This window comes from Hylemonella sp. GW821-FHT10B10, from assembly GCF_059415585.1.
Window position 1 is genome coordinate 1534157 of record NZ_JBWKNN010000001.1, and the last position, 14152, is coordinate 1548308.

12 protein-coding genes are annotated in these 14152 nt (G+C 63.3%); 5 read left to right on the top strand and 7 right to left on the bottom strand.

What is annotated here, in order from left to right; genetic code table 11:
• Window positions 1–20: 20 nt before the first annotated feature.
• From nusA to AC07NT_RS07545, 6 genes are all read right to left on the bottom strand, one after another.
• A complete protein-coding gene (nusA, locus tag AC07NT_RS07520; RefSeq protein ID WP_498597096.1) occupies window positions 21–1526 on the bottom strand; it encodes a transcription termination factor NusA in 1506 nt (501 codons plus the stop codon).
• 20 nt (window positions 1527–1546) lie between these two features.
• A complete protein-coding gene (gene rimP, locus AC07NT_RS07525) occupies window positions 1547–2134 on the bottom strand; it encodes a ribosome maturation factor RimP (protein WP_498597095.1) in 588 nt (195 codons plus the stop codon).
• A 150-nt stretch (window positions 2135–2284) separates the two neighbouring features.
• Entirely contained in the window at window positions 2285–3889 is a 1605-nt protein-coding gene (locus AC07NT_RS07530; protein WP_498597094.1) for an ABC transporter ATP-binding protein, read from the bottom strand.
• On the bottom strand, window positions 3886–4920 hold the full coding sequence (locus AC07NT_RS07535; protein WP_498597093.1) for an ABC transporter permease: 1035 nt from the start codon (window positions 4918–4920) through the stop codon (window positions 3886–3888). Before AC07NT_RS07535 ends, AC07NT_RS07530 begins: the two co-directional genes overlap by 4 nt.
• Window positions 4920–5954, bottom strand: coding sequence for a microcin C ABC transporter permease YejB (locus AC07NT_RS07540; protein WP_498597092.1), 1035 nt, complete (start codon window positions 5952–5954; stop codon window positions 4920–4922). Before AC07NT_RS07540 ends, AC07NT_RS07535 begins: the two co-directional genes overlap by 1 nt.
• 3 nt (window positions 5955–5957) lie before the next feature.
• Window positions 5958–7799: an extracellular solute-binding protein gene (locus AC07NT_RS07545; RefSeq protein ID WP_498598481.1), complete on the bottom strand. Its 1842-nt coding sequence runs from the start codon at window positions 7797–7799 to the stop codon at window positions 5958–5960.
• Window positions 7800–7856: 57 nt separating this feature from the next.
• Here AC07NT_RS07545 and fabI point away from each other — a divergent pair, with 57 nt between their 5' ends.
• Complete coding sequence (gene fabI, locus AC07NT_RS07550) at window positions 7857–8651, top strand: enoyl-ACP reductase FabI (RefSeq protein ID WP_498597091.1); 795 nt, start codon at window positions 7857–7859, stop codon at window positions 8649–8651.
• Between the two features lie 69 nt (window positions 8652–8720).
• Here fabI and AC07NT_RS07555 read toward each other — a convergent pair whose 3' ends face one another.
• A complete protein-coding gene (locus tag AC07NT_RS07555; protein WP_498597090.1) occupies window positions 8721–10997 on the bottom strand; it encodes an Orn/Lys/Arg family decarboxylase in 2277 nt (758 codons plus the stop codon).
• A 145-nt stretch (window positions 10998–11142) separates the two neighbouring features.
• On the opposite strand from AC07NT_RS07555, the gene AC07NT_RS07560 reads away from it, so the two are divergent.
• The 4 genes from AC07NT_RS07560 to AC07NT_RS07575 all read left to right on the top strand — a co-directional run bounded on the left by AC07NT_RS07560 (window position 11143) and on the right by AC07NT_RS07575 (window position 14120).
• Window positions 11143–11574, top strand: a complete 432-nt coding sequence (locus AC07NT_RS07560; RefSeq protein WP_498597089.1) for an NfeD family protein — start codon at window positions 11143–11145, stop codon at window positions 11572–11574.
• 15 nt (window positions 11575–11589) lie between these two features.
• Window positions 11590–12501, top strand: a complete 912-nt coding sequence (locus AC07NT_RS07565; protein WP_498597088.1) for an SPFH domain-containing protein — start codon at window positions 11590–11592, stop codon at window positions 12499–12501.
• An 86-nt stretch (window positions 12502–12587) separates the two neighbouring features.
• Window positions 12588–13070, top strand: a complete 483-nt coding sequence (locus AC07NT_RS07570) for an acyl-CoA thioesterase (protein WP_498597087.1) — start codon at window positions 12588–12590, stop codon at window positions 13068–13070.
• 54 nt (window positions 13071–13124) lie between these two features.
• Window positions 13125–14120, top strand: a complete 996-nt coding sequence (locus tag AC07NT_RS07575) for a Bug family tripartite tricarboxylate transporter substrate binding protein (RefSeq protein ID WP_498597086.1) — start codon at window positions 13125–13127, stop codon at window positions 14118–14120.
• The last annotated feature ends 32 nt before the right edge of the window (window positions 14121–14152 follow it).

The following is a 14152-nucleotide window of genomic DNA, read 5'->3' on the forward strand; positions in this document are numbered from 1 at the left end:
CCTTTACTGAACTTATATATTCATGACAATGACTCTTGAGAAGCGGTTTCATTGGTAAACCAATGCTCGCGCGCTTTCATGATCAGGGCTTTGGCTTCGTCCTCGGACTGGCCAGTGATCTCGGTGAGCTCGTCGACCGCCAGATCGGCCAGGTCGTCCAGCGTGTGCACACCGCCGTCGGCCAGCTTGGCGATCAGCTCGGGCGTCAGGCCCTGGAGGTCGCGCAGGTCCTGGGACACTTCCTCGACGCTTTCCTCGCGGGCGATCTCCATCGTCAGCAGGGCGTCCTTGGCACGGGCACGCAGCTCGTTGACGGTGTCTTCGTCGAAGGACTCGATCTCCAGCATTTCCTGCAGCGGCACGTAAGCCACCTCTTCCAGGCTGGTGAAACCCTCGGCGATCAGGATATCAGCGATCTCTTCGTCCACATCCAGCTTGGCCATGAACAGGGCGCGCAGCGAGCCGGTCTCGGTGGCCTGCTTCTCGGCCGATTCAGCGGCGTCCATGATGTTGATCTTCCAACCGGTCAGGTCGGACGCCAGGCGCACGTTCTGGCCGCCACGGCCGATGGCGATGGCCAGGTTTTCCTCGTCCACCACCACGTCCATCGCGTGCTTTTCCTCGTCCACCACGATGGACTGCACATTGGCCGGGGCCAGCGCGCCGATCACGAACTGGGCGGGGTCTTCGCTCCACAGCACGATGTCCACGCGCTCGCCAGCGAGTTCGTTTGTGACGGCGTTGACGCGGGTGCCGCGCACGCCGACGCAGGTGCCGATGGGGTCGACGCGCTTGTCATGCGACAGCACGGCGATCTTGGCGCGCGAACCAGCGTCACGGGCGCAGCTTTTGATCTCCAGCAGGCCCTGCTCGATCTCGGGCACTTCCTGGCGGAACAGCTCGATCATGAATTCGGGCGCCGAACGCGACAGGATGATGGGAGCACCGCGCAGCGTCAGGTCCACCTCCATGATCATGGCGCGCACGCGATCGCCGGTACGCAGGTTTTCCTTGGGGATCATCTCGCCACGGCGCAGGCGACCTTCGACACGGCCGGACTCGACAATGATGTCACCCTTGTCCATGCGCTTGACAGTGCCCACGAAAATCTTCTCGCCACGCGACATGAAGTCGTTGAGCAGCATCTCGCGCTCGGCGTCACGGATCTTCTGCAGGATGACCTGCTTGGCCGCCATGGCGCCGATGCGGCCGATCGGCAGGGACTCGACGGCTTCCTCAATGTACTCATCCACCTCGATGTCGGGAATCTGTTCTTTGGCTTCGAACAGCAGGATTTCCTGGTCGGGCAGTTGCAGTCCGGCCTCGTCGGGAACGACGTGCCAGCGACGGAACGTCTCATAGACGCCGCTGTCGCGGTCGATCGCCACGCGGATGTCCACGTCGCCTTCGTACAGCTTCTTCGTGGCTTGCGCCAGAGCCGATTCGACCGCGCCAAACACCACGTCGCGTTCGACGTTCTTTTCGCGGGAAATGGCTTCCACCAGCATCAACAGTTCGCGATTCATGCCTCTAACCTCCAATACCCTCAATGACCCGTGGCCCCAGCTTGTGTATCGCTGCGGCCCTTGAAACTCACGATAGGCGCCAGGCGCGCCTCGCGCAACTCGTCCAGCGTGAAACCCAGCGCCTGCAGGGGCGCCGGCGCACGCTTCTTGCTCACCTTCTGACCCGGCTTGGGCTCCGGCGCGTCGCTCCAGACGATCTGCCAGCCCATGCTGCCGTCGGCAGCGGTCACGCGCTCGAGCGTGCCGCGAAACTTCTTGCGGTTGGCCGCCACCTGGCCGGCCGCCGCCGCCCCCATGGGGGCCTTCAGCGTGATGTCGACCACCTGGCCGGCAAAACGCTCGAAATCTTTCTCGTGGCGCAACGGGCGATCGATGCCCGGCGAGGACACTTCGAGCCGCTTGTACTCGATGCCCTCGACTTCCAGGGTGTACTGCAGCTGGCGCGTGACCTTCTCACAGTCCTCGACATTCACAAAACGCTCACCGGCCTGGGGCTCCCAGGGCAGATCGATCGTCACGCGCAGCAGGCCCCCGGCGGAGCGTTCTATCTCCACCAAGTCGTAACCGAAACCGGTCACGGTCTGCTCGACGATCTGCTGCAGTGTCAACGTTGCCCTTCCCTGGCCATCAAAAGCGTTCGACCATAAAAAAAGGGCGGTTGGTAATCCGCCCGTTTGGTCGAGAATTGCGGCATTGTACCCGAAAACCGGGATTAGAGCCTTGATTTTCAAGGCGATTTCACCCCGGGCGGGGCTATTTCAGGCCGCCGCCTGCACCAGGGTACGGGTGTAGGGGTGGGCCGGGGCATCCAGCAGGGCCGAAACCGGCCCGGATTCGACGATGTCCCCGCCCTTCATGACCAGCACCTCGTGCGCCATGGCCCGGATCACGTCCACGTCATGGGTGATCAGCAGGTAGCTCAACCCCCGCTCCCGCTGCAGGCGCTGCAGCAGTTGCAAGACCTGCTTCTGGATGGTCACGTCCAGGGCGCTGGTGGGTTCGTCCAACACGATCAGGCGGGGCTCCACAATCAGCGCCCGCGCGATCGCGAGGCGCTGGCGTTGACCGCCGGAAAACTCGTGCGGGTAGCGCTGCAGCAGGCCGGGAAACTGGGTTTCGGGCAAGCCCACCTCTTCAAGGGCCCTTTCCACCTTGGCTTTTCGCTCCTCTTTTGATAGCTCCGAAGCATGGATGGTCAAACCCTCACCGACGATCTCCTCCACCGTGAGGCGCGGCGAAAGCGAAGAGAAGGGGTCCTGGAACACCACCTGCACGGTGCGGCGCAAGGCCTTGTTGCGGGCTTGGTCCCGGCCCCAGAACTGGCCGTCCACGCGCAGTTCCCCACCAAAGGGCAGCAGGCCCAGGGCCGCCAGGGCCAGGGTCGATTTTCCCGAGCCCGACTCGCCGATCACCCCCAGGGTGTGGCCCGGCGGAATGCTGAAGCTGGCACCCTGCACGGCCACGAATTCGCCGCGCCGGAACCAGCCGCGCAGGCCAGGCAAGGGCGTGGGGTAGCTCACACGCAGGCCCTGTGCCTGCATCAGCGCTGGCGCTTGCGCCTGCGGCGGTACCTCCTGCACGTCGCGCACTGGGCGGCTGTCGATCAGGCTGCGGGTGTAGGGGTGTTGCGGCCGAGCAAAGACCTCAGCTACCGTCCCCTGCTCCACAATCCGGCCGTTCTCCATCACGATGACCCGGCTGGCGAAGCGCCGCACCAGGTTCAGGTCGTGGGTGATCATCAAGATGGCCATCCCGTGCTTTGTCTGCAGGCTGTCCAGCAGATCCAGGATCTGGCCCCGCAGGGCCACGTCCAGCGCGGTGGTCGGCTCGTCGGCCAGCAGCAGCCTGGGCTGGCAGGCCAGGGCCATGGCAATCATGGCGCGCTGGCGTTGACCGCCGCTGAGCTGGTGCGGATAGGCCTTGACGCGCTCCTCAGGCTGCGGGATGCCGGTGTCGGCCAGCAGCTCCACCGCCCGCGTCAGGGCCATGCCGCGGTCCAGGCCGAGCTTGAGCTGCAGCACCTCGGTGATCTGGTCACCGATGGTGTACAGGGGGTTGAGCGCCGTCATGGGCTCCTGGAAAATCATGGCGATGTCGCGGCCGCGGATGCCGCGCAAGTCACGCTCGGGCAAGGTCAGCAGATCCGCGTCACCGTCGCTGCCTGCAAACCCCGCCCTCCCGCTGACCATGGCCTCCGGCAGCAGACGAAGGAGACTGAGCGCCGTGACGGTCTTGCCGGAGCCAGACTCCCCCACCAGCGCCACCTTCTCCCCCGGCGCGATCCGGAAATCGAGGCCACGCACCACTTCCTTGCCGCCAAAGGCGACGCGCAAGTCATGGACGTCCAGAAGAAGCTCGTTCATTTTTCCGCCTTGCGTGGGTCCAGCGCGTCGCGCAAGGCATCGCCCATGAAAGTCAGCAGCAACAGGGTGATGACCAGCACGCCGAAAGTGGACAGCGAAATCCACCAAGCGTCGATGTTGTTCTTGCCCTGGGCCAGCAGCTCACCCAGCGAAGGTGTGCCCGGCGGCACGCCCAGGCCCAGGAAGTCCAGCGAGGTCAGCGCCAGGATGGCCGCGCTCATGCGGAAAGGCAGGAAGGTCACCACGGGCGTCAGGCTGTTGGGCAGGATGTGCCGCCAGATGATCTGCCCATTGGACAGGCCCATGGCACGCGCCGCGCGCACGTAGTCGAGCTGGCGGTTGCGCAGGAACTCGGCCCGCACGTAATCCGACAGGCCCATCCAGCCGAAGAGGCTGAGCAGGATCAGCAGCAGCGAAATGCTGGGGTCGAACATGGCCGAGAAGATGATCAGCAGGTAGAGCTCGGGCATCGAACCCCAGATCTCGATAAAACGCTGGAACCCCAGGTCGATCTTGCCGCCGAAATAGCCCTGCACGGCCCCGGTGAGTACCCCCAGCAACACGCCGATGAAGGTCAAGGCCAGCGCGAACAGCACCGAGATGCGGAAGCCATAGAGCAGGCGCGCGACGACGTCGCGCCCGCGATCGTCCGTGCCTAGCCAGTTGTCACGCGACGGCGCTGAAGGGTTGGGCTCCTTGGCGAAGTAGTTGATGGTGCTGTGGTGGTAGGGGTTGGGCGGGTAGATCGCGAAGTTGCCCGGTTTCGCGAACTGCTGCTGGATATAGGGATCAAGGTAGTCGGTCGGGGTCTGGAAGTCGCCTCCGAACACGGTCTCCGGCACGTTGTGCAGGATGGGCACGTACCACTGGCCGTGGTGGCGCGCGATCAGAGGCTTGTCATTGGAGATGAGTTCGGCACCCAGGCTGAGCACAAAAAGTGTGCAGAAGATCAGCAGACTCCAGTAGCCCAAGCGGTTGCGCCTGAAACGCAGCCACGCGCGCTTTGAGGGAGAAAGGGAAACGCCGGCCATCAGTCGAACTTCACTCTGGGGTCGACCCAGACGTAGCAGAGGTCGGAGACCAGCTTGGTCACCAGCCCGATCAGCGTGAACAGGTAGAGCGTGCCCAGCACCACGGGATAGTCGCGCCGCATCACGGATTCGTAGGACAGCAGACCCAGGCCGTCGAGCGAGAACAGTGTCTCGATCAGCAGGGAACCCGCGAAAAAGGCACCGATGAAAGCCGCCGGAAAGCCGGTGACGATGGGAATCAGCGCATTACGGAAAACGTGCGTCCACAGCACGCGGTTCTCGCCCAGGCCCTTGGCCCGTGCCGTCAATACATACTGCTTGCGGATTTCCTCCAGGAAGGCGTTCTTGGTCAGCATGGTGGTGACGGCAAAGGCGCCCAGCACGCTGGCCGTGACCGGCAACGTGATGTGCCAGAGATAGTCCGTGATCTTCGCGCCCCAGCTCAGCGTTTCCCAGTTGCTCGAAGTCAGACCTCGCAGCGGGAACCATTGCAACTGCCCACCAAAGATCACCAGCAGGGCCACGCCCAGCACAAAACCGGGAATGGCATACCCAATAAGCACGATCAGGCTGGTCAGCGTGTCGAAACGCGTGCCCGCACGTACCGCCTTGGCGATGCCCAGGGGAATGGAGATCAGGTAGCTCAGGAAGAAGGTCCACAAGCCCAGGCTGATGGAGACCGGCAGCTTGTCCTTGACCAGTTCCCAGACGCTCTTGGGGTAGAAGAAACTCTTGCCCAGGTCGAAACGCGCGTACTGGCCCAGCATCTGCCAGAAACGCTCGGGCGCTGGCTTGTCGAAGCCATAAAAGGTGCGGATCTCTGCGATGCGTGCCGCGTCCACGCCCTGGCGACCACGGTAACCAGCACCACTGGCGGCCGCACCCTCGCCCCCCGTGTCACGCCCCTGCAGCTGCGCCACCATCTGCTCGACCGGGCCACCCGGCACGAACTGGATGACGACAAAAGTCAGCAGCAGAATGCCGAACAGCGTCGGGATCATGAGCAGCAGGCGCTTGAGGATGTAGGCGGCCATGGCTTATTTCCCTCCCCCGGCCAGATTCGCGGGCGAGGCCCACCAGACGGAAGTGACCCAGGCTTCGGGCTGGTAATAACGCGGCGTCAGGGCCGGTTGCTCGAAGCGCCCGGCGCGCCAGGCCACACGGTGCACGCCGCTGTACCAGTGCGGCACGACATAGTGACCATGGCGCAGCACACGGTCCAGCGCGCGCACCCTGGCCACGAGTTGCGGACGGGTCTGGGCCGAGATCACCTGGTCCAGCAGGGCATCCACGGCCGGACTCTTGAGACCGATCACATTGCTCGAACCCTCGGTGTCGGCGGCTTTGGAACCGTAACGCTCCAGCAGTTCGGTACCCGGCGCCTCGCTGCCTATCATGCGGTTGCTGATGATCTCGAAATCGAAAACGTCCATGCGCTTTTGCAGAATGGCGAAGTCGATCACCTTGTAGTTCACCTGCATGCCCAGCTTTTCCAGGTTGCGCGCATAAGGCGTGACCACGCGGCCCATGGAGCCCGAGTTGTCGAGAAACTCGATGGTGAAGGGCTCGCCCCTGGCATTGCGCAAGGCACCGTCGCGGTAGGTCCAGCCGGCGGCGGCCAACAGGTCGCGCGCGTGGCGCAGGTTGTCGCGCAGGGTCTGCCCCGAGGCCGGATCCAGGCTGGTATAGGGCGGCAGCGGCACCGCATCGGTGTAGACCTCGGGCGGCAACTGGCGACGCAGCGGCTCCAGCACGGCCAGTTCTTCAGGACCGGGTTTGCCCTTGGCTTCGAAGTCGCTGCCCACAAAATAACCGCGCACCCGGGTATAGGCGTTGTAGAAAAGCTGGCGGTTCATCCACTCGTAGTCCATGGCCAGGGCGATAGCCTGGCGCACGCGCACGTCCTTGAACTTGTCGCGCCTCAGGTTGAACAGAAAGCCCTGGAAATCGCCAGCATTGCCGTGCTCCAGCTCCTTCTTGACCAGCTGACCGCGCTCGAACTGCTTGCCCGTGTAGGCTCGCGCCCATTCACGCGCGATGAAAGCCTGGATGTAATCGAACTCACCCGCCTTGAAGGCCTCCAGCTGAGCGGTGTTGTCCTTGTAGATCTTGTAGGTGATGCGGTCGAAGTTGAACATCCCGCGTCGCACATTCAGGTCTTGTGCCCAATAGGCCGGATCGCGCTCGTAGCTGATGTCCTTACCGAAGTTGACCTTGCCGATCCGGTAGGGTCCGGAACCGATGGGCACGTCAGTGACGATCTGGTCCAGGGGTTTGAGCTTGCCGTTTTCCAGGCCCCATTTGCGGCTGAAGACCGGCAGGCTACCGGCGATCAGCGGCAACTCGGCGTTGACACGCTTGAAATCGAAGCGCACCTGGCGTTCGCCCAGCACGGTCACGCCCCTGATCTCGCCAAAGATGGTTCGAAACTGCGGCGCTGCCTCCTTGGAGGTCAGGCGGTCAAAGGAATGCTTGACGTCGGCCGCCAGCACCGGATCACCGTTGTGGAAGCGCGCCAAAGGGTTGAGGGTGAAAACCACAGAAAGCCGGTCCTTGGCCAGGGTCACGTCCTGCGCCAGCAGCCCGTAGGCCGTGGTCGGCTCATCGAAGGTGGACGTCAGCAGGGATTCGAAGACCAGACCGTTGAGGGCCGGTGGCGCGCTGCCCTTGAGCGTGAACGGGTTGTACTTGTCAAAGTTGGACAGCCGTGTCGGCGGCACGAGGGTGATCTCGCCCCCCTTGGGCGCCTTTGGGTTCACGTAGTCGAAATGGGCAAAGTCCGGCGCATACTTGATGTCACCGAACTGGGCATAGGCGTGGGCAGCCCAGACGGGCCAAGCCGCAAGCAGTGAAACCAGGCCCAGAAAGAAACAGCGCATCCGCATGCGACAATTCTGCACAGAATTTTTACTTCCCCAGGTCAACCGAGAAAAAATATGGGATTCCTCTCCGGCAAGAAATTTCTGATCACCGGCGTGCTGAGCAATCGCTCGATCGCCTACGGCATCGCCAAGGCCTGTCACGAGCAGGGGGCCGAGCTGGCCTTCAGCTACGTGGGCGAGCGTTTCAAGGACCGCATCACCGAGTTCGCAACCGATTTCGGCTCCCAGCTGATCTTCGACTGCGACGTCGGCGACGATGCCCAGATCGAAAAGCTGTTCAAGGACCTCTCAGCCCACTGGCCCCAGTTCGACGGTTTTGTGCACAGCATCGGCTTCGCCCCGCGCGAAGCCATTGCCGGCAACTTCCTCGAAGGCCTGACACGCGAGAACTTCCGCATCGCGCACGACATCAGCGCCTACAGCTTCCCGGCCATGGCCAAGGCCGCCCTGCCCTACCTCAAGGACAAGTCAGCCCTGCTGACCTTGAGTTACCTGGGTGCGCTGCGCGCCATCCCCAACTACAACACCATGGGCCTGGCCAAGGCCAGCCTGGAAGCCTCGGTGCGTTACCTGGCCGAAGCCGTGGGCAAGCTGCCCGACGGTCGTTGCATGCGCGCCAACGGCATCAGTGCCGGCCCGATCAAGACCCTGGCCGCCAGCGGTATCAAGGACTTCTCCAAGCTGCTGAACGTGGTGGCCAACGCCTCGCCCATCCGCCGCAACGTGACCATCGAGGACGTGGGCAATGTGGCCGCTTTCCTGCTCAGCGACCTGGCCGGCGGCGTGACCGCGGAGATCACCTATGTGGACGGCGGTTTCAGCCAGACCGCCGTGGCCGTCGTCGAATAGACGACGCTCCCCGCCATGAAAAACGCCCCGCATCGCGGGGCGTTTTGTTGGGACCGGCACAGGACGGTTTCAGGCCCTCACACAGTCGGCGAAGTAGTGCTTCTTGCCGTCCGGCCCAGCCTCTTCCACCAGGCCGTGGATGTCGGTCTCAAAGCCCGGGCACTGGGCGTTGAACTCGCGAGCGAACTTGAGATAGTCCACGATCTTCTTGTTGAAGACCTCGCCCGGGATCAGCAGCGGGATGCCCGGCGGGTAAGGCGTGACCAGACCCACGGTGATGCGGCCTTCGAGCTTGTCGATCTCCACCCGCTCGGTCTTGCGATGCGCAATATGGGCATAGGCGTCACTCGGGTTCATGGCCGGCGTCAGGTCGCTCAGGTACATCTCGGTGGTCAGGCGGGCGATGTCGTACTTGGCGTACATCTCATGGATGAACTGGCAGAGGTCGCGCAGGCCCATGCGTTCGTACTTGGGCTGCTTCTTGCAGAAATCCGGCATGACGCGCCACATGGGCTGGTTCTTGTCGTAGTCGTCCTTGAACTGCTGCAGCGCGGTCAGCAGCGTGTTCCAGCGGCCCTTGGTGATGCCGATGGTGAACATGATGAAGAAGCTGTACAGGCCCGTCTTCTCCACCACCACGCCGTGCTCGGCCAGGTACTTGGTCACGATGGAGGCCGGCAGGCCGGTCTTGTCGAACTTGCCGTCCAGGTTCAGGCCGGGCGTGACGATGGTGGACTTGATCGGATCCAGCATGTTGAAGCCGTCAGCCAGCTGGCCGAAACCGTGCCATTTGCTGCCGTTCTTGGTGCTGCGACCGTCGCTGCGGATGATCCAGTCCTCGGCCGCACCGATGCCCTCATCCGCCAGTTTCTCCGGCCCCCAGACCTTGAACCACCAGTCCTTGCCGTACTCTTCGTCCACCTTGCGCATAGCGCGGCGGAAGTTCAGCGATTCGGCAATGCTCTCCTCCACCAGCGCGGTGCCGCCGGGCGGCTCCATCATGGCGGCGGCCACATCGCAGCTGGCGATGATGCTGTACTGCGGGCTGGTGCTGGTGTGCATCAGGTAGGCCTCGTTGAAGAGGTGATGATCCAGCTTGGTGTTCTCCGAGTCCTGCACCAGCACATGGCTGGCCTGGCTGATGCCGGCCAGCAGCTTGTGGATGGACTGGGTGGCGTAGACCATGGAATTCTTCGGCCGTGCGCGCTTCTTTCCCATGGCGTGGTAACGGCCATAGAAGGGATGGAAGGCCGCGTGCGGCAACCAGGCCTCGTCGAAGTGCAGGTTGTCGACGTAACCGTCGAGCAGGCCCTTGATGGTCTCGGTGTTGTAAAGCACGCCGTCGTAGGTGGACTGCGTCAGCGTCAGCACGCGTGGTTTGACACTCTTGGCGTCTACCCCCTTGAGCAGGGGGTTGGCCTTGATCTTGGCCTGGATGGCTGCAGGCTCGAACTCGCTCTGCGGGATCGGGCCGATGATGCCGAAATGGTTGCGCGTGGGCTTCAGGAAGACAGGGATCGCCCCCGTCATGATGATCGCGTGCAGGATGGACTTGTGGCAGTTGCGGTCCACCACCACCACATCACCCGGTGCCACCGTATGGTGCCAGACCATCTTGTTGGAGGTGCTGGTGCCATTGGTCACGAAATAGCAATGGTCGGCGTTGAAGATGCGCGCGGCGTTGCGTTCGCTCTCGCCGATGGCGCCATTGTGGTCCAGCAGCTGGCCCAGTTCCTCCACTGCGTTGCAGACGTCGGCGCGCAGCATGTTCTCGCCATAGAACTGGTGGTACATCTGACCCACCGGACTTTTCAGGAAAGCCACGCCGCCCGAATGCCCCGGGCAGTGCCAGGAATAGGAACCGTCCTCGGCATAGTCGAGCAAGGCCTTGAAGAACGGCGGCTGCACGCCTTCCAGATAGCTCTTGGCCTCTCGGATGATGTGGCGCGCCACGAACTCGGGCGTGTCCTCGAACATGTGGATGAAACCGTGCAGCTCGCGCAGGATGTCGTTGGGCAGGTGGCGGCTGGTCTTGGTCTCGCCGTAGATGTAGATCGGCACATCGGCGTTCTTGCGACGCACTTCGTCGATGAAGCTGCGCAGATTCAGCACGGCCGGGTCCAGATCGGGGCCGGGCGTGAACTCCTCATCGTCGATCGACAGGATGAAGGCGCTGGCACGCGACTGCTGCTGGGCAAACTGCGAGAGATCCCCGTAACTGGTCACCCCCAGTACCTCGAAGCCCTCGGCCTCGATGGCTTGCGCCATCGCACGGATGCCCAGGCCCGAAGTGTTCTCGGAGCGGAAGTCTTCGTCGATGATGACGATGGGAAAACGAAACTTCATGGACGATGGACTCCAGCCGGACAGACAAAAAAGAAAAACGAGCGCGAAGTGTAAGGATTAATTGGCTGCCAGCCCGTGTAAATCCCGGGATTTGCCGCAGAATGTCGCAATTGAATCACAAGCACCGATAGGAGCAAGTACCGTCATGGCTGATTCGACCCTCTGGTGGCTGGCCGCCGGCATCCTGGTAGCCGCCGAGCTGACAACAGGCACCTTCTACCTGCTCATGCTGGCCGGGGGCCTGGCCGCTGGCGCCGTGGCGGCCCACGTCGGGCTGGCGGCAACGCCTCAGGTGGTGATTGCTGCCCTCGTAGGCGGCGGTGCCGCACTGGCCTGGCATTTCTGGCGTCCGCGTTCGGGGGCCAGCCAGACCGCCGGCAGCAACCCGGACGTCAATCTGGACGTTGGCGAGACCGTGCAGGTCGACTCCTGGCTGCCCGACGGCAGCACCCAGATCAAGTACCGCGGTGCCCAGTGGCAGGCTGTGGCCCACGACGGCAGCTCCCGTACCACCGGTGCACACCGTATCGTCGAGGTGCGCGGCAGCCAGCTGATCCTCGAAAAAATCACCACCTAGCCCAGGGAGTCCGCCATGGAAATCGCCGTCCTCATCTTCGTCATCGCCGTCATCTTTGTCAGCCGCTCCGTCAAGATCGTGCCGCAACAGAACGCCTGGGTCGTCGAGCGCCTGGGCAAATACCACGGTGCGCTGACGCCGGGCCTGAACTTCCTCTTCCCCTTCATCGACAAGGTCGCCTACAAGCACAGCCTCAAGGAGGTGCCGCTGGACGTGCCCAGCCAGGTCTGCATCACGCGCGACAACACCCAGCTGCAGGTCGACGGCATCCTGTATTTCCAGGTCACCGATCCCATGCGCGCCAGCTACGGTTCGTCCAACTACATCGTGGCCGTGACCCAGCTGGCCCAGACCTCGCTGCGCAGCGTGATCGGCAAGCTGGAGCTGGACAAGACCTTCGAGGAGCGCGACATCATCAACGCCCAGGTGGTCCAGGCCATCGACGAAGCGGCGCTCAACTGGGGCGTCAAGGTGCTGCGTTACGAGATCAAGGACCTGACACCGCCGAAGGAAATCCTGCACGCCATGCAGCAGCAGATCACGGCCGAACGCGAGAAGCGCGCGCTGATCGCCGCCTCCGAGGGCCGCCGCCAGGAGCAGATCAACATCGCCACCGGTGAGCGTGAGGCCTTCATCGCCCGTTCGGAGGGCGAGAAGCAGGCCGTCATCAACAAGGCCCAGGGCGAGGCATCTTCCATCACCGCCGTGGCCGAGGCCACGGCCGGCGCCATCGAGCGCATCGCCGCGGCCATCCGACAGCCCGGTGGTGAGCTGGCCGTGCAGCTCAAGGTGGCCGAGAAGGCCGTCGAGGCCTACGGCAAGGTGGCCTCAGATGCCACCACCACGCTGATCGTGCCCAGCAATATGACCGAGGTGTCCGCCCTGATCACTTCGGCCATGGCCATGGTGCGCCAGCAGAAAACCTGATCACCCGGCAGGGCCAGGAATGGCCAGCCACGATGGCGCTGAGTACGGTCATACCTTCTGCGCCCGGAACCCCCTACGAGAATTGCATGGACCTGCCTTCCAACCAGCTGAGCATGACGGTGCTCATGACCCCCGATACCGCCAATTTTTCAGGCAAGGTGCATGGCGGCACCATCCTCAAGCTGCTCGACCAGGCCGCCTATGCCTGTGCCAGCCGTTATGCCGGTCGTTATGTGGTCACACTCAGCGTCGACCAGGTCATGTTCCGCCAGCCCATCCAGGTCGGTGAGCTGGTGACCTTCATGGCCAGCGTCAACCATACGGGCACCTCCTCCATGGAAATCGGCATCAAGGTGATCGCCGAAGACATCCGGACCAAGGTGGTGCGGCACGTCAACAGCTGTTTCTTCACGATGATCGCCGTGGATGACGACGGCAAACCGACCGCTGTACCGTCCTGGAAACCGGTGAGTGCCGAGGAACGGCGCCGGCATGCCGCGGCGGAAGTGCGGCGATCCATGCGCCGTGAAATGGAACAGAAGTTCGCAGCGATCCGCCAGGCGAGCTGATAAGCTGGTCTTGCATTCGGAAGCAACTCGAACAATCAGACAGAGGAGATCGACATGCAAGACAACACCCACGGCATTTCACGGCGCCAGCTGCTGGTCTGCGCTCCCACGCTCTCTCTGCTCGGATCCGGTCCGGTTTACGCCCAGTCGGAGAGCTACCCACGCCGCCCCGTCACGCTGATTGTTCCCAATGCCCCCGGCAGTTCGATCGACACCATCGGCCGCATCGTCAGCGCCGAAATGGCCTCCGTGCTGGGCCAGGCCCTGGTGGTCGACAACAAGGCCGGCGCGGCGGGCGCCCTGGGCGTGCAGGTCGGCCGCAACGCGGTCCCGGATGGCCATACGCTGATCCTCGCCTCCAGCAGCTCCATCACCGTCGCGCCGCTGCTGCAGAAAGCCGTGAGCTACCGGCCCCTGGAAGATTTTGATTTCGTCTCGCTGATGGCTCTGCTGCCCAACGTCCTGGTCTGCAACCCCAATCTTCCTGTGCGCAATACGGCCGAACTGATCGCATATGCAAAGTCCAAGGGTGATGCCAGCAACATGGCTTCGGCAGGCATAGGCTCGGCCAGCCATCTGGCCGGCGTGGCCTTCCAGGCCGCAGCCGGGTTCAGGTCGCTGCACGTGCCCTACAAAGGTGGCAATCAGGGCGTCGCCTCGGTGGTGTCCGGTGAAACCGACTGGGTGCTGACGCCCGCTCCCGCTGCCATGAGCCTGGTTCAGGCCGGCCGTCTGCGCCTGCTGGGGCACAGCATGGCGCCGACCACGCAGCCCGTGGGCGATACCCCGTCCCTGGCCCGGACTGTTCCGGGTTTCGAGTTTGCCGGCTGGATCGGCCTCATGGCGCCCAAAGGCCTGCCGACCCAGGTGACGGAGACCCTGGTTCGTGCCCTGACGACCGCCCTCCAGCAGCCCAAGCTGCGGACTTCGTTCGAAACCCACGGCGCGGTGGCGACAGCGTCCACGCCTCAGGAATTCCGCAGCTATCTGGAGCGGGACATCGAACAGAGCCGCAAGGCCATCCAGGTAGCAGGCATCCAGGCCGAGTAGCGCGGGAGGGACGGACCGGCCTTCGCTGGCCG